The following is a 25,968-nucleotide window of genomic DNA, read 5'->3' on the forward strand; positions in this document are numbered from 1 at the left end:
TTAGCTATATAGAGCCAATAACATGCCAAAGCAGGGTGCTTGAGAGGGTGCTTGACATTTGAATTATTTCGAAAAATTTTAAAATTTATTTAATGACAGAAAGTCAAATTTTCCTTGTCAGTACGCATTATGAGCGATTGTCATTAAATATGTTTCAGAATGAAACAACAACTTAGTACTGGAGGTACCACAAAGTGGCAACTACAAAAAGCCCATCCAAATTGGATGGGCTTTTGTATTTTCAGTAAAGTTCCACGGACCATAAGCCCCACCTCTTCCATTGGATAACCTATTTCTTGACCCGGTCAAAATATTCTTCTTGCAGCTTCAAGGTGTTTACATCGTTTTTGACTTCCTTGATGGCCGATACCAATGAAGAAATGGCATTCTCGGTAATCACCTTGCCCAACTCCACGGTGGCCACACTGGCATCGCCCGCATAGTGGTTGGGATAAGCGGCATACCACCAAATGGCCGTGTAGATATTGCTTGAAAGGTTCAATCTACCTTGATTGGCCCCGGACTCTTGGGTGCTCCGTTCCTGCTTCATCAAATCTGGCCTTAGGTACAATATGGCCGATGCTTCATTTTCCCCTCCGTGTTGGTCCGTGACCGGGTCGGATTTTCTAATGGACGCCATTTTATCGGCCACCTCCTTTGGAACATTGGGCTCAAAGAAATACACCGCATAGTCCCTTCTCTTTTCCAGTTGGTTCTGAATAAAATATCGGATCATTTGCGGATTCCCGCCATGCCCGTTGATAATGATTATCCGCTTAAAACCGTTTCTGGCAATTTCCTTTGTGGTCTCCTCCAACAATTCCATGGCCAATTGGCTTGGCAGGGAAAAGGTCCCGTACTGCTGTTTGGCCTCATTGACCTGTCCGTAAAAATAATCCGGGAACACAACGGCATATTCTTGTTTGGTGGCCCTGGCCGACCACTCCCGCACACGGATCAGATCCGAACCAATGGGAACGCCCGGCCCGTGCTTTTCCAAAATTCCAATGGGCAATATGCACGTATAGTTCGACTTTACAAGTGCATTTTCCCAGTCCGAAGCGGTCAATTCGTCCCACCGGGAAGGGAGCTCTTGAGCCCTTACCACGGAACAAACCAAAACCAATGCGCAAATAAGATATTTCATAAGTAATGTATTGTTTTGATGTACAAACAAAAATATGGAAATCCTCACCTTGCAGGGAGCGGTCCTCGGCGTATCACATTAATTGCTGCTTTTGTTATTTATATGAATTTCAACACCTTGCACCCCTATCTGTGGTGTTGGCTCCTTTCGTTTCCTTTTAAGGGTGTGTCGGTGGCACCAGACCACAAGATGCCATTTTGCTGGGGCGGGGCAATGAATTATAGCCAGTGTTGTAGCACGTTTTTATTCCTCCGTTTTGTTCAATGGTGAGTGATGTTCATGAACACATTTCCATCCATCTGCCGTCTTAACTAAAAGTAATGTCATTTGGTCCTTTACAATAGCATCAGTTTCTCCAAACTTGAAATGAAAATCGGTATGAAGGGTTACATTGGCCACATCACCAAATACTGCTATTTTCATATCATCATATTCAAATTTTACCACTTCGGTCACATTACTAAAAATTCCACGCTCATACTCTTCGTTTTCCTTATCACCATTTCTGCGCTCCCCATCTTTGAATTCAGTGAATTTTGGTCCGTAACCATGTCCAGCAATCAATTTGTCCACATTTCCATCCTTTATGGTTTGTTTAAGCTCCTCCATCAAAGCCATAACTTCCGCTTTAGCTTCTGGGAATTCGTCATTCAATAGGTCTATTTTTACTTCCTCAACTTCAATCTTTGCTTCTTCTTTTTGTTTGCAACCAGTAATTATGGTTCCAAAAATCATAATCAACAGAAACGTCAATCTTGTTTTCATAATACTATATTTAATTGGTTAACAGTTGATTATGAAGTTAAGGATTTTTTTGGATGATGTGCGACAATGCACCACAACTTGTTTATATGGAACACACCCCCACACCCACACCCCCACACACCCCCAAAATAGAAATAAAACCGATCATTGCATAGCAATGCCCAGAGGCACCAGACCACAAAGTGGCAACTACAAAAAGCCCATCCAATTTGGATGGGCTTTTGTTTTGGAACAAAACGGAATCGAAGTTCATGCTGGAAAAAACATAGTTTTTTGGAGAAACAATAACCTAGAGCTTCTACCACAAAATCTCAACTTCATAATGGCGCCCAGGGTTTTGTTTATTGGTCGATAATCCAGTTATCAGCTAAATCGGTTTACTATCAAAGCAAAAAGGAGAAGAAAAAGACCATTGACACACTTTCGAGGTCCGGTTAAGTTAAATAAATGACATTTAAGGATTTATTTCAGATTAAAATGTGTTCCTTTACTGCACGTTACAGACTTTGGACGAAGATAATGCCAGTCCTTAAATAAAAAAGACAGCCCTCCTAACTTATATTCTCCATTACCCCCGAGGCCACTTCTTAATTATTTTTTACTAGTACCAATGTTTGGGTTTTGACGGCCTTTTTAGGCCAAAACCAAAGATTGCAATTGTCATCAGTTTCATTTCAAAATTCACGGTGGTCATTGTGGATACTTCCCCTCAAATGTCTGTATGGAATAGATAAAAACTTAATATATGTTGAAAATAAAAATAGTTCCAGGAGAGAATATAGAAAGAGCCCTGAAAAGGTACAAGCGCAAAGTAAAGAACACCCGACAGTTACAGCGGATAAGAGACAATCAAGAATTCACAAAGAAGTCCAAAATGAACAGGGAAAAGATTGCCAAGGCCAAATATCGGAACGAATACTTGAAAAAGATGGAGGAGTAATTTTATGGACAAAGATTTAAACCTTGCCGTTTTGATAGACGGCGACAATATACCTTCCAAGTATGTAAAGGAAATGTTGGAAGAAATTGCAAAGTACGGAAACCCGAGTGTCAAGAGAATATACGGTGATTGGACAAAGCCAAGTTTGGCAAAATGGAAAGATGTACTGCTTAAATACGCCATTACCCCCGTACAACAGTATGGTTATACCACAGGTAAAAATGCAACGGACAGTGCAATGATCATAGATGCCATGGATATTCTTTATTCAGGAAAGGTAGATGGGTTTTCATTGGTTTCAAGTGATAGCGACTTTACAAGATTGGCAATACGATTGAGGGAAGCGGGAATGACCGTCTTTGGAATAGGGGAAAGAAAGACCCCCAATCCATTCATTGTAGCTTGTGACAAGTTCATATACTTGGAGATTTTACAAAAGACCGATGCTGGAGCATCAGCCTCTTCATCAAAAGAAACCAAAACCAAAATCGATAGAGTTACCCCAAAGGTCATAAACCTGATCCTTGCCACCATTGCCGATGTCGAGGACGAGGACGGATGGGCATTTCTGGGGGAAGTTGGCGCTCTTTTACAGAAAAAGCAGCCCAATTTCGATGCAAGGAACTATGGTTTCAGAAAATTGATGCCATTGGTCAAATCCATAGATAAAATAGAGATAGGCCAAAGGAACAACCCAAAAGGCAATGGAAATCTTGTTTACGTGAGGGCCCTGTCCTAAGTCAAAGATAAACACATATGAGACCACTTACCATATCCAAGCAGTTGACAGACCGGGAAAGCCCGGCTCTATCCCGATATTTAAAAGATGTGAGCCGTATTCCCATGATCACTGAGGATGAGGAAGTAGGTTTGGCAATCCGTATCAGGAATGGGGATTCCCAGGCATTGGAAAAATTGGTGACGGCCAACCTTCGGTTTGTCATATCCGTGGCAAAACAATATCAACAAAGGGGAATGAGCCTACATGATCTCATCAATGAAGGCAACGTTGGATTGGTAAGGGCGGCAATGAAATTTGATGAGACCAGGGGATTCAAATTTATTTCTTATGCCGTATGGTGGATTCGTCAAGGGATATTACAGGCTTTGTCGGAAAACTCAAGAATGGTACGGTTGCCCCTGAACAAAATAAATGTGATCAATAAAATAAAAACGGTCACGGCTTATTTTGAACAGGTTCACCAAAGACCTCCCTTCGCCGAAGAAGTTTCCGAGATGACCGATATTACCTTGTCCGAAATCAAAGTCTGTATGAAACATTCGTCTTGGCCACTATCTATGGATCAGACCCTTAGACCAGAAGAAGGAAGCGCAACTCTTTATGACAGATTGACGTCGAGTGACCAGAACAATCCCGAGTCAAATCTAATTGAGGATTCTTTAAAGGAAGAAATAAGTGAATTATTGGAAATTCTCACACTCCGTGAGGCTTATATCATTAGGATGCTATTTGGAATTGGAACGGAAGAAGCCCTTTCAGTGCATCAGATTGCCTATGACCTGGACCTCACAACGGAAAGGGTGAGACAAATTAAAATAAGGGCACTGACCCGTTTAAAAAAATCTTCAAAATGTGATCTCCTGAAAGAGTATCTACAATAATCATAGCCCTACAAGCTATGGCTCCCTTCACTAACCACTTAACAAAGGCATTCTCAACTTATCGTTTATTTCAAGATGCCATATTGCTGGGGCGGGGCAATGAATTATAGCCAGTGTTGTAGCACGTTTTTATTCCTCCGTTTTGTTCAATGGTGAGTGATGTTCATGAACACACTTCCATCCATCTGCCGTCTTAACTAAAAGTAATGTCATTTGGTCCTTTACAATCGCATCAGTTTCTCCAAACTTGAAATGAAAATCGGTATGAAGGGTTACATTGGCCACATCACCAAATACTGCTATTTTCATATCATCATATTCAAATTTTACCACTTCGGTCACATTACTAAAAATTCCACGCTCATACTCTTCGTTTTCTTTATCACCATTTCTGCGCTCCCCATCTTTGAATTCAGTGAATTTTGGTCCGTAACCATGCCCGGCAATCAATTTGTCCACATTTCCATCCTTTATAGTCTGTTTTAATTCCTCCATCAAAGCCATGACTTCCGCTTTAGCTTCTGGGAATTCGTCATTCAATAGGTCTATTTTTACTTCCTTAACTTCGATCTTTGCTTCTTCTTTTTGTTTGCAACCAGTAATTATGGTTCCAAAAATCATAATCAATAGAAATGTCAATTTTGTTTTCATAATACTATATTTAATTGGTTAACAGTTGATTATGAAGTTAAGGATTTTTTTGGATGATGTGCGACAATGTGCTACAACGGTGAGTATATGAAGCGTAGCATCCCAAAGGCTGCTATGATTTAATATACAGCGTTAGGTGCTTTTTTTATAATTTTTACTTAAGTATTCTATCAAGGTAGGTATTGTATTAATTCCTTTTTCAATTAGAATTTTCACAATATCCTTTCCACTTAAAAAGATTATTGGGTGACCATCAGTTCTAACTTCCTCATAAGCTTGTTTAGCTACAGCAGATGTAGTCACCAAAACTCCAAATTGTCTATTTCGTATCCTTGAAACAAGCCTTGAAACTTCCTTAACACCGACAGTATTTATTTTTTTGTCTAATACTCCCGGATTATAGCACTTAGCTTCAACTGCGAACTCGGCAAAAATCGGGTCGTCATTAAGTCCTAGCTTTATTCTACCAATAGCGTCTCTTCCTCCATCAATTGTTCCTCTTGTGACTTCATCAATTATTATTTTAGAATCGGTCATCCTATATATTTCTGCTGCTAAATATTCAAATAGAGCGGGGTCGCTTGAAAAATACTCATATATGAATTTTAGTAAGTCCCATTCAATCTTGTTATCTGGAAGCTGTTCATTGATTGTTCTAATACTAATTGTTCTTTGAGAAGTTAATGGGGTGTATTTACCATTTTTTATCCATTTATTGAAAGAAACAGGCTCTTCCTTTGAGTCAATAACTCTATTATTCAGACTATCTAACCATGCTCGAGAAATTTTTGCGATGTTAAGAATGGTAAAGAATGCCAAGTAGTTTTGAAATCTTAAACCATCAGTTGTTTTCCAAATCGCTACCAAATCTTCTAGTTGATTTTTATCAATCGTACCAGGCACGCATAAACCTTTAAATTGAACAGATCTATTACTGTTTTTAGTAGGGTGTTTTTTAAAAATAAAAATTGGAGGAATATTAGTTCTAGGTGATTCTTGCGAATGAAGTGATTCAAATAAATTTTTCAGAATTGTATTCCCATTTTTCTTTGTGTCGTGTAATTCGTGACCTGGTTTTTTGTTGTCTCCATAATACTGAAATATACCAGTTTCAGTATCTATTGTATCAGGCCAGTCTATATTTTCTCCTGAAGTATATAAGATTATATATTTTAAATTACTCAGACTACCTGCATACCTGAAACCTCCTTGGTTTCCAACTGGCAATATTTTGTTAATAGGGTCATCACCAACGTTCCCATTATTACCGCCTTCATAAACAGCATCAATGATTAAATCGCAGTTTGAGAGTTTATCAAATGGGTATATTTTCATTCTTTATTTTTATTGCACCTAACTTGTTTATATAGATGTATTTTACATCTATATACCCCCAAAATAGGAATAAATACCCTGATAATCAGACTAGCTTATTATCCAAATCAATCCTTAAACTCAAAAAGCTGGGAAATATCAACCTCCATTGCCAGAGCTAAAGTCACCAATGTTTTTAAAGTTATATTGGTTCTTCCATTCTCTATTCTTGATATGGTAGTCTTATCATAATCACAAATAGAAGCTACATCCAATTGAGATAATTCCTTACCCTCTCTGACCTCTTTAATGCGTTGACCTAATTTCTTTTGGTAGGCGATTAATATTTCGTCGGTTATTGACATAGATGTCAATATTAGTTTCTATATTCGCTGAAAGGGTAAACATGTATGTCAACTTTATAATCATGGAACATTCAGAATTTTTATCTAAAAACTGGCGGAAGCCAAATCCTAGCCCCCTACAAACCATTAATGATTTTCTTCACCAAAACTCCCACGCCCCCTTGCACCTTGGCTTTGCCAGCTTGGAGATCCAAAACCACCAAAACGGGCAGTTGCTGCAACGGGTGCATAGGCCGCAGGGCCATCTGATCCTCCAGAAAACCCCACAAGAGGGCATGGCCCAAATAACGGTGCTGGACTATATGGTGTTTCCCTTCTCCTTCCAATTTGCCATGCCCCGTGCCCAAGGGCCCCATGAGGGCCACATGCTGCAGCTGCCCCGCCCCCTGCACCAAGGCAGTTGGTATGTGGACCATGATAAACTGCAGCTCTCCTTTTACATAGACCCCCCGGACCCCTTTCTACGGCTACAGGTAACCCACGTGTACCAAGGCATACTGGTGCGCAACCACTGCTGTGCCCCTTGTTGCGGGTAAGCCGTGGAGCCAACATTGGGTATTAGTTTCTTTCGTTTCCTTTCAAGTCGTATCTTAGCGGCCCATACCAAACCTTAATACCCAAATGAAATACGTTACAACCCGTTTTATCCAGATCTTAGGCTGTATATTGTTGATGCTGCCTGTTTCCCTACACGCCCAAGAAGAAGTCCTTAACCTGAACAAACCGGAAAGGGAAGCTTGGTTTTCCGAGCAAGGTTTTGGCATGTTCATCCATTGGAGTGTGGATGTGGAACTGGGCTCCGTGATCAGCCACTCCCTTGTTGGGGCATCGGAAGATTACACCAAACGCTATTTTGAGGAGCTACCAAAGACCTTCAACCCCAAGGCATTTGACCCCGAAAATTGGGCCAAACTGGCCAAACTGGCCGGGATGCGGTACGTAATGTTCACCACCAAGCACCACAACGGCTTCTGTATGTACGATACCAAGACCACGGACTACAACATCATGAACACGCCCTTTGGGCGGGACGCCACCCGAGAGGTCTTTGATGCGTTCCGAAAAGAAGGCATTGCAATTGGCGTATACTTTTCCCCGGACGATTTTCATTTTTTATATGAGCAGGGCGTTACCATCAGTAGGGTAGATCCCAAGGCCAAGGCTTCCGGCAACCCACAACTCAACGCTTTTGCCAAAAAGCAGTTGCGCGAACTGTTGAAGAACTACGGTAAGGTAGACCTGATCTTTCTGGACGGCATGGAGCAATATGCCGAGACCGAACTGGCCAAAGTGGCCTGGTCCATGGACCCGGACATTGTGGTGACCCGCGGCGTAATGCACACCCCGGAACAGAACACCCCCAACGAACCCATGCCCGCCCCTTGGGAGGCTTGCTACACCATGGGTACCCAATGGCAGTACAAACCCACCAACGAGACCTATAAAAGCGGCAAGGATATTATTGAGCAACTTATTGAGATCAGGGCAAAAGGCGGCAACTGGTTGCTGAACGTGGGCCCAAAACCGGATGGCTCATTGCCCATTGAACAGGAAGAGCGCCTTCGCGAAGTGGCCCTTTGGCAGTTTGTGAACGGGGAGTCCATCCATGAGGTGGAATCTTGGGGCGTGATCCGCGAAGGGAACATCTGGTTCACCAAAAAGAAGAACCAGAATACCGTTTATGCCTTTATCACCAAAGAGGCCATGCCCTTTGGGAAACGAAAGGCGTTTACCCTAAATTCCGTAAAAGCGGGCCCCAATACCAAGATCAGTGTTTTGGGACAGAATGGAAAGGTGTTGGAGTACGCCCCGAACACGGACCCATCACCCAAGATCTTGTCCACGGAAGGGGGCCTTACCATAAGCGTGATGCGATCGCAACGCCTCTACAACGACCAGACGTGGCCCAATCCCGTGGTGGTGAAAATAGAAGGGGTGCAGTTCCAAAATCCGTAGGGAGCAGGAGCGCTTAGCGCCTACCCAAACTCGGGCCAAGTGACTTTAAAGGGCTGTTTTTCACCCGTCCACGTTTTTGAAACTTAGAAAAAAAAGTTAAAACGACTTTTTTCTCTTAAGGTTTTCATAAATACAAAAATCGAATGGCATTATAAGCATAAACTATAAAACAAACCCTTATATTTAGCCAATTCAGATTAATTTTAAACAAAAATGACTCAAGAGTTACTTACAAAGGCCCAAGAGTTTGAAAACAGACCTCTGAGCCACATGTCTACCAGCGATAGGGTTGAAGCTTCAAGGGAAGCCAAACAACTGATACTTTCCATTAATGAGATCTATAAGAAAACAAAGGATTCCAAATTGATGGATGTCATGAAAAATTTGACCCTGAAAAAGCAGAAGATTGAAAAACGCCTTAAAGGGACCCCTCTAGTGTAGAGCAAGGTTTCCGCAAAGGAAGGAATGGGGCCGTGAGCACGTATGCTTATGGCCCCATTCCTTTTTTATATGGGGCCTTCCCCGCCACAAAACCACATCAACTATTTGATTTTTAGTTACATAAATACAAAATAAGGTCCATTCCCTTCTACGGACGCACATTTATAAAATGTGGTTTTTTCCATTTACAAAACAATTTGTACCAATTATATCCCATTTACTGCCATAAATAAAATTGTGGATTGACAGGACCATGCTTTTAGTAATTTCGGTGACAGAACATCACAACCGAACACAAACACTATTGTAAAATGAACACTGTAGAAGTAAAACTGGGTTACCTTTTCTGGTATGTTGTCATTGCCATTTCCGTAGTTTCCTTTATCAGCAGTCTGTACAATTATATCAGCTAAGCTATACTAAACACCATTCACGAAAATTCCCAATTAGTAATACCGTAGTCTCTCCAAAGGGTGTCTTTTTTTAGGACGCCCTTTTTTATTGTATCGAGGTCGATTACCTTCTTGACGTTTATCGCTTCGCTATGAATCAACATTAGAAAGGAGTATCTTTGATTACATCCAAAATCCATGAAGCGACACCTACATCTTCTCCTTTTTTTGGTCCTCGGCGTGGTTTCTTGTGCACAGTCCATTCCCGATGTGCTTGAAAAGTACAACGACCATACGGTTGAATACATAACGGTGGCCTCCTTGGATACCCTGAACACTCCCTTGCTACTGGATGCCCGGGAACGGGAAGAGTTTGAGGTAAGCCATTTGGACCATGCCCTATGGGTGGGTTATTCGGATTTCGATGTGGAAACCGTCCAAGAAATGGTCCCTGACAAGGAAACGCCCCTTGTGGTCTACTGTTCCCTGGGAGTTCGGTCCGAAGAGATTGGGGAGCAACTGGAAAAGGTTGGATACACCAACGTGAAAAACTTATACGGGGGCATATTTGAATGGAAAAACCAAGGCCATCCCGTTTATGACCAAAATCAACAGCAGACCGAAAAAGTACATGCCTTTAGTAAGTATTGGGGACGCTTTTTGACCAATGCCGACAAAGTATACACCTCCAAAACCAAGACCAATGGGCAATAGCCTCCTATTGATTTTTACCCGAAACCCGGAACTGGGCAAGTGCAAGACCCGTTTGGCAGCCAAGGTGGGGGATACGGCCGCACTGGACATTTACAAATTCCTGCTCCAACATACCGTTTCGTTCACCAAAAACTTGGCTGTTGAAAAATGGGTTTTCTATTCCGAGGACATTTGGGAAAACGATATTTGGGACAACTACACCTACACAAAAAAGGTACAGCAAGGTCCTAATCTGGGAATGCGAATGTTGAATGCTTTTGAACAAGGGTTCAAGGCAGGCTTTGAAAAAATCATTATTATTGGGAGTGATATGTACCAACTATCCCAAACCGATATGGAAGAGGCTTTCTCAAGATTGGACGACCATGACATTGTTTTGGGGCCGGCAGAAGACGGGGGGTACTATCTTCTGGGGATGACGACCTTGAAAAAGGAAGTCTTCCAGGACAAAACATGGGGAACGGACACGGTGCTGTCCAACACCCTGCAGGATCTAAGATCCGAATCGGTTTTTATGCTCCCCGAAAAGAATGATGTGGATCACTACGAAGACATTAAGGATATAGAGGCGTTTCAGCCTTTTTTAAAACATATGAAAGAATGACCCAAACACAACTTGACGAATCCGTCGATTACCTCAACAAACGGGGATTTGAAGCCCCAGAAATTGGCATTGTCCTGGGCACCGGCCTTGGACAATTGGTAGACAACATAGAAGACCCTGTGGAGGCCCATTACAACCACATTCCCCATTTTCCATTGGCCACCGTGGAGTTCCATTCAGGAAAACTGATCTACGGGACCATCTCCGGAAAAAAAGTGGTGGTCATGCAAGGGCGGTTCCACCTCTACGAAGGGTATGATTTTGTGGATGTCACCTATCCCATCCGCGTCATGCATCAACTGGGTATAAAAAAACTGTTCGTGTCCAACGCGGCAGGGGCCATCAACCTCAACTTCAAAAAAGGGGATATGATGCTCATTGAAGACCACATCAACCTGCAAGGAGGATCTCCCCTGGCCTTTAAAGGGGTTTCCGGATTTGGGGAACGCTTTGTGGATATGAGCGAGCCTTACGATGCGGACATGCGCAAAAAAATTGAGCACATCGCCCAGAAAAATGGAATATCACTTCAGAAAGGGGTCTATGCCTCCGTGGTAGGCCCGCAATTGGAAACCAAGGCCGAATACCGCATGTTGAAGATATTGGGGGCCGATGCCGTTGGAATGAGCACCGTACCCGAAGTAATTGTTGCCAATCATTTACGACTACCCATTGTAGCGGTTTCCGTCTTGACCGATGAATGCGACCCTGACAATCTGCAACCTGTTGATATTCAGGAAATCATAGCCATTGCCAATAAGACCGAACCCAAAATGATACAACTGTTTAAAGAATTGATACTGGAAATATGAGTTACTTAGATGCCACCCAAGACCTCTACAAAGAGGCTGCACTGACCCCGGATGTTGGACTTTGTTGTACCACCAACCCCATTTGGCAGTTCCCCGGACTGTCCATTCCCAAGATCATGCAAGAGATGAACTACGGATGCGGAAGTACCGTTTCCGCACAAGATTTGGTGAACAACCCCAAGATTCTCTACGTAGGCGTAGGGGGTGGAATGGAACTGCTGCAGTTCTCCTATTTTTCCAGACAAAAAGGCGGCGTCATTGGAGTGGATTCCGTGGACGAAATGCTGGAAGCCTCCCGAAAAAACTTCAAGGTGGCCGAAACGGAAAATGATTGGTTCAAAAGTGAGTTTGTGGATCTCGTAAAAGGTGATGCATTAAACTTGCACGTTGCCGACGAAAGTATCGACGTTGCAGCGCAAAACTGTCTGTTCAACATCTTTAAAATGGAGGACCTGAAAAAGGCCGTGGCCGAAATGTACCGGGTCCTTAAACCCCATGGTCGTTTGGTCATGAGCGACCCTATCTGCGAACAGCCCATGAACGACGACTTACGGAACGATGACAGGCTTCGTGCGCAATGCCTCAGTGGCAGCATCCCCTTGAAGGATTATGTAAAAGTCTTGACCGATGCCGGTTTTGGCACCATTGAAATTAGGGGGCGTAGGTCGTACAGGGTACTCTCTCCCAACCACTACCCCACTGATGAACTCATCCATATTGAGTCCATTGAAATAGCGGCCATAAAAGACCCCATGCCAGAAGATGGGCCTTGCATGTTCACTGGAAAAACGGCCATTTATTATGGGGACCAAGAATATTTTGACGATGGCAAAGGGCATGTGCTCCTCCAGAACCAACCCTTGGCCGTATGTGATAAAACCGCAGCCGCCCTGGGCAGCGCATCGGATGAAATCCATATCAGTGAAAGCACCTGGCACTATAACGGTGGCGGATGCTGTTAAGATGATTGTAGGCCATGAACAGTGTTTTGCACATCGTTTTAGGGTTGATTCTGATTTGTTGCGGCGGAAAGAACGTAAAGATTGAGCATCAACAAGCCTCAACCCCTCCATCACACAACCAATGGAACACTTTGGTGCAACAGTATGTGGATGCAAATGGAAATGTGGATTACAGCGGATTGAAAAAAGAGGTGTCCCGTTTGGATGCGTATTTGGAAGGACTTTCAGAAAATCCACCCGCCACATCCTGGTCCAAGAACCAAAAATTGGCCTATTACATCAATCTGTACAATGCGGGTACGGTTAAACTGATCGTGGACCATTACCCAGTGGAAAGCATCAAGGACATTCCCAACCGCTGGGACAAGGAATGGGTCAAGGTGGGAAGCGATGTTCTATCTTTAAATGATATTGAGCATAAGATCCTTCGGAAAATGCACGAAGCCCGCATCCATTTTGCCATCAATTGCGCATCTTACTCCTGCCCAAAGTTGCTCAATTCCGCCTTTACCGCTGAGGACATGGAAGCCCAACTGCACCAAGCGGCTTTGGATTTCATCAATGACCCCAAACGGAACCGCTTTGAAGGCAATACCGCTTACTTATCCAAAATTTTCAAGTGGTACAAGGGCGATTTCACGGAAAAAGGATCGCTTCGGGAGTACATCAACCCTTATGTAAATCGTTCACTTCCCGAAGATGTTAAAATAGACTACTTGGACTATGATTGGAGCTTGAACGATGCCCGTTAAGCCCCTGTCCATAAGCATCATTATCCCTGTGCTCAATGAAGAGCGCCATCTTGGAGCTTTGCTCCCATATATCCTGCAGTCATCCTCACCCGATCTTGTTCGTGAAATTATCTGCGTGGATGGAGGCAGCTCGGACCACACCGTGGACATTGCAAAAAAACATGGTGCAAGGGTAGTCCATTCGGAAAAAGGGAGGGCCAAACAGATGAACCTTGGGGGCCAACATGCGCAAAGTGATGTGCTTTACTTTTTGCATGCGGATACCTTTCCTCCCAAGGACTTCGACCAATTGATCTTGAACGCGATTAAAAACGGCCATAAAACTGGGTGTTTTCGGATGAAATTTGACACCCAAAATCCATTTTTACAATGCTGTGCCTGGTTTTCCCGCATCAACCATATCCTATGCAGGGGCGGAGATCAATCCCTTTTTATAAAATCGAGTCTTTTTGAAAAGATGGGTGGATTCAATGAAACCTATACAATTTATGAAGATACCGAGTTCATTCAACGGTTGTACCGCAATACCCGTTTCCAGGTATTGCCCCATGACGTAGTTACCTCTGCAAGAAAATACAATGAAGTAGGATGGCTGCGGCTGCAGTTTCATTTTGCCATGATCCATCTAAAGCATTTCACTGGGGCAGGGCCCGAAGAATTATATCGCTACTATACCGAACACATCACGGCCAAGGTTCATTCCTCAATCTCCAAGTCGGCATAATCGTTCATAATACCATTGGTAAGGAGGTTGGCAAACCGTTTTCGGTCCAACTGCACCGCAATTTTTTCGTTTGATTTTTTCGTCGTGTTCTCCAAAGTGATAAGGCTAATCGCAGGAAGAATGTTTCGTGCCAAATAGAGACTGCTTTTATCATCAAAGATCATATCCACATCCTTGTAGGTATGATTGGACACACTGTTTTCCTTAAAAACATTTTGGATATTATTGGCAAAACGTTGTCCCAACTCACTTTTGTTGTAATGGTATACCGCCACATCCATGTTGTTCCCTGAGTTGACGCCCGTTGTCCGTATCACCAACACTCTTTGGTACTTTCCAGTATTCTGAATGTATCTTTTGTTTATGGCCGCAATGTAATTCCCCATCTTCTCCATTTGGGTCAGAGGTTTGTCTGAACCAATGGCGTCAGTGGTTTCTTGTCCCAAAACATAGACTTGGGCACCGTGAACCATCAAATCAGCCGCCAAATTTTCCGTAACTTCCTTAGCGTAGGTATCCGTATGCTCCACATTTTCGACAATCAGGTAATACACTGCATTTTTCAAGGTCTCGCTCTTCAGGGACATCTGACCCAACTCAGCATCAAAAATTGGGGCCTCCACGCCATCTTGGGTCTGTACCGTAACCCCTGTGTTCTTAAAGGAATCCTTGGCCCTAGGCACTTCATAACCAACCCCTACCTGCAACTGGGTTCCATTTTTTATTTTTTCAGAATTCAATTCAAGGAACTCGCCATAGTGCTTCACGGGGTCCAACCCCTGCTTTCTCAAAAGCGAGAAAATCCCGTCACCCTGTTCGGCAACTACCGTATAATGGTCCTCTTGCGCCAAAATAACAGAGCAAGCAAAGACCCCTAAAAAAAGGGTTTGCAGTAATCTCATTTTTGTATTCTTTTTTGGGGAGGGTGCTCTACAAATATGGCAAAAAAATAGCTATGCTCGTGCCTGATTATGGGAAAATTCTTAACAATTCCTTTCCTTAACCTTGGGGCCTCAATTTCTTAATCCGGGCGTAGTGTTTTCGTATCACCGATTCTGCAGGTTTGTTCTGGGGTGTAAATCTGTTGTCGGCATGCCCCCCTGCCCTCTCATGATGTATGAACCATTTCCAGACAAATCCTCCGGCAAACCAATCCTCATCCCAAAACTCATCAAAAATCATTTGGGTGGCCGCTGCTTGGGCTTCTAGATTCACCTCCATTTGGTTGCGGTCCACCAGCCAGGGTTTTTTTCCAGTGTAATCCATGCTCCGATATCCAAACTCCGTGAAAAGGATGGGTTTTTCCAGCTCTTCGGACAGCGTCTTCAATTGCTGTTTCCATGGTTGCCAACCATTTCGCAATTGCTCCTGTGAAGGCTCCCGATCCTCGGACAATGGAAAATACGCATCTACCCCAATAAAATCCAACTGGTCCCAAAACGGGGTTCGCATATATTCGTCCCAATTGGCCGCATAGGTTAGTTTGCCCTTATAGATCTTTTTCACTTTTAGAATCAAATCCTGCCAAAACTCGGGCCGGTTCTTTACAAACTCCTCCAGTTCGGTACCAATACAATACATATCACATTGTGCTTCCTGGGCCAGTTGGGCATACGCCAGAATGAATTTGGCATACGCATTCTCCAAAGCCTGCCAGTCCTCCTCGGACTGCATGACCATACTTCCCGTGAACGCTCCACGCCAAATCCATATTTGGGGCTTCAACATTACCTTGATCCCATTATGGTGCAACATATCTATGTATTGCTTGGCCCCTCGTTTGGTCTCTCCATACCATTGGCGCTCCGTATCGAACACCAAATCGGGAGATTGCACATCCCTTATAAAACCAAAGGGCATTACCGCTGCATAATTGGCATGGATATCCAGAACAGGGTTCACATGGGCCTGCAATACTTCTTCGCGAGATCCCACAAAACTAATCCCATTGATTTTCTCCTGCTTTTGCCCACTACAGGAAAAGAGGATAAGGCACCATAAAAATGTAAATCGCACCATAATTTTGAAATGTACTTCCCTAAAATAATCCATTATTGGTTAGGTTCCTGTTAATTAAAACCTTTCTAAATTAACCCAAAGGGTTAAGTTCCTATCTTTAAAAACGACACAATAGCCACAATCAATCTAATCCTATGGAGAACATTGTCATTATTGGGAATGGGATAGCCGGCGTCACGGCAGCGCGGCATATCCGCAAACTGTCCAATAAGCGCATCATCATCATTTCTGCGGAAACCGACCATTTCTTTTCCAGAACTGCCCTCATGTATGTGTATATGGGCCATATGAAGTTCGAGCACATTCAACCCTTTGAAGATTGGTTTTGGGAAAAGAATCGGATAGAATTGGTACGTGGCTACGTTACCCAAGTCAATCCAAAAGAAAAGAAACTCACCATAGACAACGTAAGCTCGCTTCATTACGATAAGCTCATCATTGCCACAGGCTCCAAACCCAATAAATTTGGTTGGCCCGGACAGGACCTTCACGGAGTCCAGGGCCTGTATTCCAAGCAAGACTTAGATCTTTTGGAAGTGAATGCACCCAACAAGGAAGCTTGTAAAAGGGCTGTGATCGTGGGCGGGGGATTGATCGGTATTGAATTGGCAGAAATGCTCCGAAGCAGGGATATTCCCGTTACCTTTTTGGTACGCGAGACCAGTTTTTGGAACGGGGTGCTCCCTTCCGGCGAATCCCAAATGATCAACGAACATATCTTGGAGCATCATATTGATTTACGATTGGGCACCAACCTCAAAGAAATTGTCTCGGATGAAAATGGACGGGTAAAGTCCGTGATCATTGCCGACACCAATGAAGAAATCCCATGCAATTTGGTGGGCCTTACCGCGGGGGTCACCCCCAATATTGATTTCCTAAAAGACTCCGGCATTGAACTGGGACGCGGTGTGAAAGTGAACCGTTTCCTCGAAACCAATATCAAGGATATTTATGCCATCGGCGATTGTGCCGAACAGCATCAGGCCATTGGCAACCGAAGACCCATCGAGGCAGTTTGGTATACTGGCCGCATGATGGGCGAAACCTTGGCCCAGACCATTTGCGGGAACCGGATTGCCTATAATCCCGGACATTGGTTCAACTCCGCCAAGTTTTTGGACATTGAGTACCAAACTTATGGTTGGGTATTTTCCGAGCGAAGAAAAGCAGCCCATGAGATGCATTTCCACTGGCGACATCCAGAAGAAAAAATCTGCATAACGATTGCCTTTCACCAAGATTCCAGACAGTTTTTGGGCATCAATACCTTTGGTATCCGGATGCGTCATGAGGTATTTGACCGCTGGCTCAGCGAGGAACGCACTGTGGATTTTGTCCTGGAACACTTGGCAGATGCCAATTTTGACCCGGAATTCTATAAAAAACATGAGTCGGGTATTGTTTCCAAGTACAATGCTGATTATGGAACCTCCATTAAACCCAAAAAGAAAAGTTTAAAACGCATATTCCAAATTGCCTAAGCCCATAGTATGAGCACGTACGACAGAAGCATGGCCCTTACCGGCCAACCGCCTAAAACTATTACCAGGAACCAAAAACTGGCCACCTTGGTGGGGATGTTCGGTTTGGCCGTGATGCTATTGGCCGCCTTTAATGTCTCCTTCCCCAACAAGACACTGTGGTTGACCATTTCGTTATCCGCGCTGTTCTCGGGTATTCTCTGGTTTTCATGGGAAGCCTATTCCCAAAAACTTCCTGGTATTAAGAATGATGGGGTTTGGTTCAAATCCATTTCCAGTAAAGGGCTTTGGGGCTGGATGGCTGGAATTGCCCTCACCGGATTTTATATCATACTTTATTTTTATCCCGAATATTTGGGATTGGCCAGCAAGGGAGGCAACAAAGGGGTCATTGCCCTGTTTGACCCACTCAGCAAAGCCTTGAGCGGAAACCCGGCCAGCCAATGGTTTGTGTATGGAACCCTATACACGGTGGCCATTTTGGCCTTTGGGGTAAAATTTTTGTGGAAATATCGTCACAATCGATATGAGCGATTACGAACGTTCAGCGTGATGTTCTTTCAAACCGCCTTTGCCTTTATCATTCCGGAATTGATGGCCCGTTTGAACGGTGACAAACTATTAAATGGCGGTAGTCTGCCCTACTACGATCTTAAAAATGTCTGGCCCCTCAATTACTATAATTTTGAAGGGTATCGCATCAAAGGATTTTTAAGTTCTGGGGATATTGGATTTGCCCTGTTGATTTTTGGCATTCTTTCCATTTTTGTAATCACACCCATCCTCACCTACAAATACGGGAAACGTTGGTACTGTTCCTGGGTCTGCGGATGTGGTGGATTGGCCGAAACTGCCGGGGATTCCTTCCGACAACTCAGCGACAAATCTGTAAAGGCATGGCGAATTGAACGATGGGTGGTACACAGCGTAGTGGTTTTTGTGACCCTCATGACCACTGCAGTCATCTACTCCTATTTGGGAACGGACACAAGCAAATATTGGCTTACCAAAAGCACCTTTTTAATTGGTGTAGCTACCTTATTGACCTTGGTCTTTGGTTGGGTAATGCTCTTCAAAAGGGAGCAGCTTCAAAAAGATGCACAATATGGGGCCATTGGTTATTTTGTCATTATTATGGCCTTGATCGGATTCCATTTTTTTAGTGGGGAGGGGCATGTGTTCCTATTCAAATCCGAAACCCTTCGTAAATCCTATTCTTTTTTGATCGGTAGTATTTTTTCCGGAGTGATCGGAACCGGGTTTTACCCCATTTTTGGAAACCGGGTCTGGTGTAGATTTGGCTGTCCCATGGCCGCCATACTTGGTTTTCAACAACGCTTGTTCTCCCGTTTCCGCATCACCACCAACGGAGGCCAATGCATATCCTGCGGAAACTGCTCCACCTATTGCGAAATGGGAATTGATGTCCGTGCCTATGCCCAGAAAGGGGAGAACATTGTCCGTTCCAGCTGTGTGGGATGTGGCATCTGCTCAGCGGTCTGCCCAAGAGGGGTATTGAAATTGGAAAATGGTCCACAGAAAGGGCGTATTGACAGCAACCAAGTGTTGTTGGGGAACGACGTTGACCTCATGGACTTGGTGAACCAAAAATAATTTCCATTGGATTATATCCATCAAGTCAAAAATCGGTGGAATAATGTAGTTTTGGCAACCTCAAGATAAATTCCAAGAAAGCCTATGGCCAACATCAAGGTAATCATTCCCGCAATCAATGAAGGAGATTCCATAGGCAAGGTGGTTTCCGAATTGCCGAAACATGTTTCTGAAATCATTGTGGTGGACAATGGATCTATCGACAATACCATAGTAAATGCCCAAAAAGCAGGGGCTACCGTAATCACGGAAACTCGCAAAGGATATGGCTCTGCATGCCTAAAAGGAATAGATTACATATCCAAACAATCCAAAGCACCCGATATCATCGTATTTATTGATGGAGACTACTCTGATTATCCGGAAGAGCTGGATATCGTAGTCGCCCCAATTTTGGAGAATAATATTGATTTTGTGGTAGGTGCGCGAAAAAAAGCGCTTCGGGAACCAGGTTCCATGACCCCGCAACAGGTTTTTGGCAATGGGTTGGCCACTTTTTTAATGCGATTGTTATTTAAGTCCAGATTTACGGATTTGGGTCCTTTTAGGGCAATTAAATACGAAAAACTCAAAGAATTGGGGATGCAGGACACGACTTATGGATGGACCGTGGAAATGCAGCTAAAAATTTTGAGAAAAAAAATGACATATATCGAAGTACCAGTACGTTACAAACAACGAATAGGCGTGTCAAAAGTTTCAGGAACGGTAAAAGGTACTATATTTGCAGGCATAAAAATCTTGGGTTGGATCTTTAAATACAGCATAAAATAACATGGGACTTACTATCGCTCTTATCATCATTGCCATTTATAGTACCGCCTTGATTTTGATTTTCTTCTACAGCTTGGCCCAATTGAATCTCTTGATCAATTACCTCGGCTACAAAAAAAGAAACGAAGAGGCCCCAAAGTTCAACCTGCTAGATCCAAAGGAAATTCCCTTTGTTACCATACAGCTACCCATCTACAACGAAGAATACGTAATGGAGCGCTTGTTGGACAACATTGCCAAAATAGAATACCCCAAAAGCAAGCTGGAAATTCAAGTCTTGGACGATTCCACCGATGACTCGGTCATTGAAACCGCAAAACGCATCGAGGAACTCCAAAAAACGGGACTGGACATCCAACACATCCGAAGGGAAAACCGAAAAGGCTTTAAGGCCGGTGCCTTGAAAGAAGGTTTGGCCATAGCCAAAGGAGAGTTCATTGCCATTTTTGATGCGGACTTCCTTCCAGAAAGCGATTGGCTCAAAAAGACCGTTCCCTATTTTAAGGATGAGGAAATCGGTGTGGTACAGACCCGTTGGGGGCACATCAACCGTGATTATTCTACCCTTACCCGTATCCAGGCATTTGCCTTGGATGCACATTTTACCTTGGAACAAGTGGGACGAAACTCCAAAGGACATTTCATCAATTTTAATGGTACCGCCGGCATCTGGAGAAAACAGTGCATTTTGGACGCTGGCAACTGGGAAGGCGACACCTTGACCGAGGATTTGGATCTTAGCTACCGTGCCCAATTGAAAAACTGGAAGTTCAAATATTTGGAGGATGTTGAGACCCCTGCCGAGCTTCCCGTTGTGATCAGTGCCGCACGTTCCCAACAGTTCCGTTGGAACAAAGGTGGCGCGGAAAACTTCAGAAAAACAGTCTGGAGCGTGATCACCGCCAAAAATATTTCTTTTAAAACCAAATTCCATGGGGTCATGCACCTGTTGAACAGTTCCATGTTCCTCTGCGTGTTCATCGTTGCCCTTTTGAGCATTCCCATGCTGTACATCAAAAACATGTACGGTCATTTGGGCTGGATCTTTGAGGTGACCAGTTTCTTTATCGTCAGTACCATTATCCTGTTTGTCTGCTATTGGTTTACCTACAAGAGTATCCAAGGCAGTAGTTTTGACAATTTTGTGGACTACATCAAACTCTTTTTTACCTTCTTTTCGGTGGCATTGGGCTTCTCTTTGCACAATACCGTTGCCGTTTTGGAGGGGCATTTGGGCAAGCGCAGTGAATTTGTGCGTACGCCCAAGTTCAACATCAACAACCTTACCGATACGTGGAAAGGCAACAAATATTTGGCCAAGAAACTATCGCCCAACATGATTTTGGAATTTGCCTTGATGGTCTATTTCCTGTTTGGTATGTACAGCGCCATCCCATTGAATGATTATGGACTTTTCCCATTCCATTTGATGTTGTTCCTAGGCTTTGGCTTTGTATTCTTCAAATCATTGACCTCCAAGGCATAGACCATGCTATCTTACTGGCGCCTGCATAAATACCCGATACTCCTTGTCATCGGGAGTATGTTGTTCTATGCCAGTTTCGCCTATGACCTGCACCGTACCGACTATATAAAACTGCTGACCCTCTTCTGCGGGCTGTTCTTTTTCTGCTACAAAATCATCCAATTTGAAAAATGGAACTTTAAGTTCCTTTTGGTGGCGGGAATTCTTTTTAGGTTGATTTTCCTTATTGCCGAACCCAATCTTTCCCAAGATTTCTACCGGTTCATTTGGGATGGGGAGCTTATCAAAAATGGCATTAACCCCTATTTGCATACCCCGGACCAGCTTATGGAGCAATCCAACTTCAGCATTGCAAATGCAGATGAACTTTATGCTGGCATGGGAGAATTACATGGCAAGCACTATAGCAACTACCCCCCGGTAAACCAATTTTTCTTTGCCTTGGCATCCATTTTGGGCGGTGGCAGCATGCTCGGCTCCATCATTGTCCTTCGCTTGATTTGTATTTTGGGGGATTTGGGCGTCCTCTATTTTGGGAGAAAGTTGCTCCAAAAGCTCAACAGGCCCGGTCACATGGCATTTTGGTATTTTCTGAATCCATTGGTCATTATTGAGCTTACTGGAAACCTTCACTTTGAAGGCACCATGCTCTTCTTCTTTCTGTGGGCCCTATACCTGTTTTCTTGCAACAAATGGTGGTGGGCAGCTCCGCTGTACGCCATCTCCATAATGGTGAAATTGGTCCCAATACTCTTCTTGCCCATTTTGTTGAAATACTTGGGGTTCAAAAAAAGTGTGGCCTTCTATGTTTTGGTGGGGTTGGGTTGCATAGTATTGCTCCTTCCCTTTTACTCCCCATCTTTTCTAGAAAATTATTCCGATACTGTTGGACTATGGTTTTCCAATTTTGAATTCAATGCCGGAATCTACAACGGAATCAAAAAAATAGCGGTGCATTTTTATGAGGCAAAACCTTGGGAGTTAATCAAATCATACGGTACAGTGGTTATCAAAATAATGACCATTGTTATCCTTCTGCTCACGTTCCTTCGGAAAAACCAAAACCTACAGACCCTAATAACCTCCATACTACTTGCACTTTCCTTGTATTACTTTATGTCCAACACCGTGCATCCTTGGTATATTGTATTTCTTTTGGGCATTGCCGTACTTACCGAATACCGCTTTCCTTTGGTGTGGTCCTTTGCCATTGTACTCAGCTATCAAGCCTATTCCAATCCGGATTACAAGGAGAATCTTTGGTTGTTGGCCTTTGAATACATTTTGGTCATGGGCATTTTTATTTATGAAATGATAACCAAAGGTTCAAAAAAGTTATATTTCCCTAAAAATTAAATCGGTTTTTAGGTCAATTGGAATTAATTCGTACTTTTAACCCCGAAATGAAAGGACAACAATACATAGCAAACACGTTGAGCATCCCTGCTCCAGTACGTCCATTTTCTCCCCGCCGTCGCCCGTAAGGGTGCAGCATGATTTATGGAAATAGGTGAGTCCATTTCCGCAAAAACAACCAACATCTTTCACTAATTTTTTTATCAGTATAAACGCTTGCAATGGAAATTGTAGTTGCTAACGAATCACATTTTAAATACGCTCCTATCATAAGTGATACCATTACGGAATCTGCCAAGGTCAGAGGTACCGGTATTGCCAGACGTACCCCAGAGTACATCATGAAGCGGTTACAAAATGGGAACGCGATAATTGCCCTTGACGGCGACAAGTTCGCAGGGTTCTGTTATATAGAGGTATGGGGTAACAAGGACTTTGTGGCCAACTCTGGATTGATCGTACATCCAGATTACCGAAACCAAGGATTGGCCAAGGAAATTAAAAAAGCCATTTTTGACCTGTCCCGAAAAAAATTCCCCGAAGCAAAAATATTTGGCATCACCACAGGGTTGGCCGTGATGAAAATGAATTATGAACTGGGTTATAAACCCGTTACATTTTCTGAACTGACCGATGACCCTGAATTCTGGAAAGGCTGTCAGACCTGTAAGAATTTTGACATTCTTACCCGCACAGAACAAAAAATGTGCCTGTGCACCGGCATGCTGTACGATCCAAATTCCAAAAAACCGGAAACCAAAAAATGGAACGAAAAAGCCTTTCAAAGATTGAAAAAAATCAAAGAAGCCCTCTTCCTAAAAAAGAAACAAAAATAAATGTCAGTTCGAGCGCAGTCGAGAATGGTATACTTTCCACTGTCTTCGTAAGATCAATTAATAGAAGAAATACAACATGAAAAAATTAGTTTTGGCCTATAGCGGTGGATTGGACACCTCATATTGCGCAAAATATCTTTCACAGGACCAAGGTTTTGAAGTACACGCCGTGAGTGTGAACACAGGAGGCTTCAGCAAGGAAGAAATCAAGGAAATCGAGGAGAAGGCCTTGGCCCTTGGCGCAAGTTCCTATACCTCAATCAATGCCATTGCCACATTTTATGAAAAAGTGGTCAAGTACCTCATCTTCGGAAATGTCCTTAAGAACAATACCTATCCCCTTTCGGTAAGTGCGGAACGGATTGTACAGGCCATCGAAATTGTAAACCATGCCAAAAAAATAGGAGCACAGTACATTGCCCATGGTAGTACCGGTGCCGGAAACGACCAAGTGCGATTTGATATGATCTTTCAAATTTTGGCCCCTGAAATTGAAATCATCACCCCGATCAGGGATAAAAAATTGGCCCGGGAAGAGGAAATCAACTACCTACAGCAAAACGGTATTGATTATTCTTGGCAAAAGGCAAAATACTCCATCAACCGAGGTTTATGGGGAACGTCCGTGGGCGGAGAGGAAACCTTGACATCCCATTTGCCCCTCCCGGATAGTGCCTACCCCAGTCAACTGGAAAAAGAGCTGCCCAAAGGACTAAAATTGACCTTCAACAAAGGAGAGCTTGTGGCTTTGGATGGAGAAAAAGATACCCCTGTGGCCAATATTGAAAAGCTTTCGGCCATCGCATCCAAATATGCCATTGGCAGGGATATCCACGTAGGTGATACCATTATCGGCATTAAGGGGCGGGTTGGGTTTGAGGCGGCCGCACCTTTGATCATCATCAAAGCGCACCATCTTTTGGAAAAACACACCTTGAGCAAATGGCAACAATACCAAAAAGAACAATTGGGCAATTTCTATGGCATGCTGTTGCACGAAGGAAACTATTTGGATGAAGTGATGCGAAACATCGAAGCGTTCTTGGCGGATACCCAAAAGAATGTTTCCGGCGACGTTTTTGTTACGCTTCATCCCTACCGATTTGAACTCAACGGAATTGCTTCAGACCATGACCTCATGAACGCTTCTTTTGGAAGCTATGGTGAAATGAACAAGGGCTGGACGGCTGAAGATGCCAAAGGATTCATTAAAATTCTATCCAATTCCGGTAAAATTGCGAACCACGTAAACCAGAACAATGATTAAAGCAGGCATCATAGGCGGGTCCGGATACACTGGTGGGGAACTTATCCGAATCCTATTGAACCATCCCCAAGCCGAAATTGATTTTGTGTTCAGCACTACTAGGGCTGGAAAACCCATTACCTCGGCCCATCAAGACCTATTGGGGTTGACAGATTTGGCCTTTACCGGCGAGGTGAATCCAGATGTGGATGTAGTTTTTCTATGCCTTGGACATGGCAATTCCACCTCCTTTTTACAGGAGAACACCTTTTCAAAGGGTACCAAGATCATAGACCTCAGCAACGACTTTAGACTAAAGGCCGATGCCCATTTTAATGGAAAAGAGTTTGTATATGGACTTCCCGAACTGAACAAGGAGGCCATAACCTCTGCTGACGCCATTGCCAATCCCGGATGTTTTGCCACTGCGATCCAATTGGGATTGTTACCCTTGGCCAAAGCAGGGCTATTAAAAAATGAGGTGCACATCAATGCCGTAACCGGAAGTACCGGCGCAGGGGTCGGGTTATCGTCCACCTCCCATTTTAGCTGGAGAAACAACAATGTGTCATGGTACAAACCCTTTTCGCACCAACATTTGGGAGAAATTGGAGAGAGCTTGGACTCCTACGGAAATCCTGTGGGTAAACTCTTGTTCTTGCCAAACCGCGGAAACTTTACAAGGGGAATATTGGCCACGGCCTATACCGCCTTTGAAGGAAGTTTGGAAGATGCCAATGCCCTGTTCAAAGAATTTTATGCAGATGCGGTTTTCACGCATGTTTCTGATGAACCCCTCCACCTAAAGCAAGTAGTGAATACCAATCAATGTCATATCCATCTGCACCAGCATGAGGATTTGATCTTGATCACCTCTGCCATCGACAATTTATTGAAAGGTGCGTCCGGTCAGGCAGTGCAGAATATGAACCTGATGTTCGGTTTCCCTGAGACCGAAGGTCTATTGTTAAAAGCGGGAGTATTTTAAAAA

Annotated in this window: 28 protein-coding genes; 21 read left to right on the forward strand and 7 right to left on the reverse strand. The window is 43.6% G+C overall.

Annotated features, from left to right (window positions below; genetic code table 11):
* The first annotated feature begins 159 nt into the window (after positions 1-159).
* Positions 160-288 (forward strand): hypothetical protein, encoded by a 129-nt coding sequence (locus F8C76_RS19010; protein WP_283016256.1) that lies wholly within the window; start codon positions 160-162, stop codon positions 286-288.
* Position 289: 1 nt separating this feature from the next.
* Here the strand turns inward: F8C76_RS19010 and F8C76_RS10255 are convergent, their stop codons facing one another.
* Positions 290-1,147, reverse strand: a complete 858-nt coding sequence (locus tag F8C76_RS10255) for a creatininase family protein (protein ID WP_152131656.1) — start codon at positions 1,145-1,147, stop codon at positions 290-292.
* Positions 1,148-1,390: 243 nt separating this feature from the next.
* Positions 1,391-1,912: a nuclear transport factor 2 family protein gene (locus tag F8C76_RS10260; RefSeq protein ID WP_152131657.1), complete on the reverse strand. Its 522-nt coding sequence runs from the start codon at positions 1,910-1,912 to the stop codon at positions 1,391-1,393.
* A gap of 745 nt (positions 1,913-2,657) precedes the next feature.
* Between F8C76_RS10260 and F8C76_RS10265 the strand changes: the two genes are divergently transcribed.
* From F8C76_RS10265 to F8C76_RS10275, 3 genes are read left to right on the forward strand one after another with little or no spacing between them, the layout of a single operon-like run.
* Entirely contained in the window at positions 2,658-2,852 is a 195-nt protein-coding gene (locus F8C76_RS10265) for a small ribosomal subunit protein bS21 (RefSeq protein WP_129653510.1), read from the forward strand.
* A gap of 4 nt (positions 2,853-2,856) precedes the next feature.
* On the forward strand, positions 2,857-3,591 hold the full coding sequence (locus tag F8C76_RS10270) for an NYN domain-containing protein (RefSeq protein WP_129653511.1): 735 nt from the start codon (positions 2,857-2,859) through the stop codon (positions 3,589-3,591).
* 17 nt (positions 3,592-3,608) lie between these two features.
* Positions 3,609-4,475, forward strand: coding sequence for a sigma-70 family RNA polymerase sigma factor (locus F8C76_RS10275; RefSeq protein ID WP_129653512.1), 867 nt, complete (start codon positions 3,609-3,611; stop codon positions 4,473-4,475).
* A 129-nt stretch (positions 4,476-4,604) separates the two neighbouring features.
* Here F8C76_RS10275 and F8C76_RS10280 read toward each other — a convergent pair whose 3' ends face one another.
* From F8C76_RS10280 to F8C76_RS10290, 3 genes are all read right to left on the reverse strand, one after another.
* Positions 4,605-5,126 carry a nuclear transport factor 2 family protein gene (locus F8C76_RS10280; protein WP_152131658.1) on the reverse strand — a complete coding sequence of 174 codons (522 nt, stop codon included), beginning with the start codon at positions 5,124-5,126 and terminating at the stop codon, positions 4,605-4,607.
* Positions 5,127-5,258: 132 nt separating this feature from the next.
* A complete protein-coding gene (locus tag F8C76_RS10285; protein ID WP_152131659.1) occupies positions 5,259-6,461 on the reverse strand; it encodes a restriction endonuclease in 1,203 nt (400 codons plus the stop codon).
* A gap of 107 nt (positions 6,462-6,568) precedes the next feature.
* A complete protein-coding gene (locus tag F8C76_RS10290; protein WP_152131660.1) occupies positions 6,569-6,805 on the reverse strand; it encodes a helix-turn-helix domain-containing protein in 237 nt (78 codons plus the stop codon).
* Positions 6,806-6,867: 62 nt separating this feature from the next.
* Here F8C76_RS10290 and F8C76_RS10295 point away from each other — a divergent pair, with 62 nt between their 5' ends.
* The 9 genes from F8C76_RS10295 to F8C76_RS10335 all read left to right on the forward strand — a co-directional run bounded on the left by F8C76_RS10295 (position 6,868) and on the right by F8C76_RS10335 (position 14,162).
* Complete coding sequence (locus tag F8C76_RS10295; RefSeq protein WP_152131661.1) at positions 6,868-7,341, forward strand: hypothetical protein; 474 nt, start codon at positions 6,868-6,870, stop codon at positions 7,339-7,341.
* A gap of 85 nt (positions 7,342-7,426) precedes the next feature.
* A complete protein-coding gene (locus F8C76_RS10300; RefSeq protein WP_152131662.1) occupies positions 7,427-8,761 on the forward strand; it encodes an alpha-L-fucosidase in 1,335 nt (444 codons plus the stop codon).
* A 213-nt stretch (positions 8,762-8,974) separates the two neighbouring features.
* A complete protein-coding gene (locus F8C76_RS10305; RefSeq protein WP_152131663.1) occupies positions 8,975-9,202 on the forward strand; it encodes a hypothetical protein in 228 nt (75 codons plus the stop codon).
* Positions 9,203-9,792: 590 nt separating this feature from the next.
* Positions 9,793-10,308, forward strand: coding sequence for a rhodanese-like domain-containing protein (locus tag F8C76_RS10310; RefSeq protein WP_152131664.1), 516 nt, complete (start codon positions 9,793-9,795; stop codon positions 10,306-10,308).
* Positions 10,298-10,912 carry a TIGR04282 family arsenosugar biosynthesis glycosyltransferase gene (locus F8C76_RS10315; RefSeq protein ID WP_152131665.1) on the forward strand — a complete coding sequence of 205 codons (615 nt, stop codon included), beginning with the start codon at positions 10,298-10,300 and terminating at the stop codon, positions 10,910-10,912. The genes F8C76_RS10310 and F8C76_RS10315 overlap by 11 nt, the downstream gene beginning before the upstream one ends.
* Positions 10,909-11,724 (forward strand): purine-nucleoside phosphorylase, encoded by an 816-nt coding sequence (locus tag F8C76_RS10320; protein ID WP_152131666.1) that lies wholly within the window; start codon positions 10,909-10,911, stop codon positions 11,722-11,724. Before F8C76_RS10315 ends, F8C76_RS10320 begins: the two co-directional genes overlap by 4 nt.
* Positions 11,721-12,686 carry an arsenosugar biosynthesis arsenite methyltransferase ArsM gene (gene arsM / locus F8C76_RS10325; protein WP_152131667.1) on the forward strand — a complete coding sequence of 322 codons (966 nt, stop codon included), beginning with the start codon at positions 11,721-11,723 and terminating at the stop codon, positions 12,684-12,686. The genes F8C76_RS10320 and arsM overlap by 4 nt, the downstream gene beginning before the upstream one ends.
* A 14-nt stretch (positions 12,687-12,700) precedes the next feature.
* Positions 12,701-13,438: a DUF547 domain-containing protein gene (locus F8C76_RS10330; RefSeq protein WP_152131668.1), complete on the forward strand. Its 738-nt coding sequence runs from the start codon at positions 12,701-12,703 to the stop codon at positions 13,436-13,438.
* Entirely contained in the window at positions 13,428-14,162 is a 735-nt protein-coding gene (locus F8C76_RS10335) for a TIGR04283 family arsenosugar biosynthesis glycosyltransferase (protein ID WP_152131669.1), read from the forward strand. Before F8C76_RS10330 ends, F8C76_RS10335 begins: the two co-directional genes overlap by 11 nt.
* Here F8C76_RS10335 and F8C76_RS10340 read toward each other — a convergent pair.
* Both F8C76_RS10340 and F8C76_RS10345 read right to left on the reverse strand, forming a co-directional pair.
* On the reverse strand, positions 14,135-15,064 hold the full coding sequence (locus F8C76_RS10340; RefSeq protein WP_152131670.1) for an N-acetylmuramoyl-L-alanine amidase: 930 nt from the start codon (positions 15,062-15,064) through the stop codon (positions 14,135-14,137). The genes F8C76_RS10335 and F8C76_RS10340 overlap by 28 nt on opposite strands.
* A 97-nt stretch (positions 15,065-15,161) precedes the next feature.
* Positions 15,162-16,181: a glycoside hydrolase family 113 gene (locus tag F8C76_RS10345; protein ID WP_152131671.1), complete on the reverse strand. Its 1,020-nt coding sequence runs from the start codon at positions 16,179-16,181 to the stop codon at positions 15,162-15,164.
* A gap of 134 nt (positions 16,182-16,315) precedes the next feature.
* Between F8C76_RS10345 and F8C76_RS10350 the strand changes: the two genes are divergently transcribed.
* The 8 genes from F8C76_RS10350 (at position 16,316) to argC (ending at position 25,965) form a co-directional block, all read left to right on the forward strand.
* The gene (locus tag F8C76_RS10350) at positions 16,316-17,665 is read left to right on the forward strand and encodes an NAD(P)/FAD-dependent oxidoreductase (RefSeq protein WP_152131672.1); all 1,350 of its coding nucleotides are present in this window, start codon (positions 16,316-16,318) and stop codon (positions 17,663-17,665) included.
* Positions 17,666-17,674: 9 nt separating this feature from the next.
* Complete coding sequence (locus F8C76_RS10355; RefSeq protein ID WP_152131673.1) at positions 17,675-19,279, forward strand: 4Fe-4S binding protein; 1,605 nt, start codon at positions 17,675-17,677, stop codon at positions 19,277-19,279.
* An 84-nt stretch (positions 19,280-19,363) separates the two neighbouring features.
* Positions 19,364-20,053: a glycosyltransferase family 2 protein gene (locus F8C76_RS10360; protein WP_129653528.1), complete on the forward strand. Its 690-nt coding sequence runs from the start codon at positions 19,364-19,366 to the stop codon at positions 20,051-20,053.
* 1 nt (position 20,054) lies between these two features.
* On the forward strand, positions 20,055-21,539 hold the full coding sequence (locus tag F8C76_RS10365; RefSeq protein WP_152131674.1) for a cellulose synthase family protein: 1,485 nt from the start codon (positions 20,055-20,057) through the stop codon (positions 21,537-21,539).
* A 3-nt stretch (positions 21,540-21,542) separates the two neighbouring features.
* Positions 21,543-22,895 carry a polyprenol phosphomannose-dependent alpha 1,6 mannosyltransferase MptB gene (mptB, locus tag F8C76_RS10370; protein ID WP_152131675.1) on the forward strand — a complete coding sequence of 451 codons (1,353 nt, stop codon included), beginning with the start codon at positions 21,543-21,545 and terminating at the stop codon, positions 22,893-22,895.
* 221 nt (positions 22,896-23,116) lie between these two features.
* Entirely contained in the window at positions 23,117-23,731 is a 615-nt protein-coding gene (locus F8C76_RS10375; protein ID WP_116216291.1) for a GNAT family N-acetyltransferase, read from the forward strand.
* A gap of 76 nt (positions 23,732-23,807) precedes the next feature.
* Positions 23,808-24,998, forward strand: a complete 1,191-nt coding sequence (locus tag F8C76_RS10380; RefSeq protein WP_152131676.1) for an argininosuccinate synthase — start codon at positions 23,808-23,810, stop codon at positions 24,996-24,998.
* Positions 24,991-25,965: an N-acetyl-gamma-glutamyl-phosphate reductase gene (gene argC / locus F8C76_RS10385; RefSeq protein ID WP_152131677.1), complete on the forward strand. Its 975-nt coding sequence runs from the start codon at positions 24,991-24,993 to the stop codon at positions 25,963-25,965. The genes F8C76_RS10380 and argC overlap by 8 nt, the downstream gene beginning before the upstream one ends.
* Positions 25,966-25,968: the final 3 nt, after the last annotated feature.

This window comes from Flagellimonas olearia, assembly GCF_009184425.1.
Taxonomy (GTDB): domain Bacteria; phylum Bacteroidota; class Bacteroidia; order Flavobacteriales; family Flavobacteriaceae; genus Flagellimonas; species Flagellimonas olearia.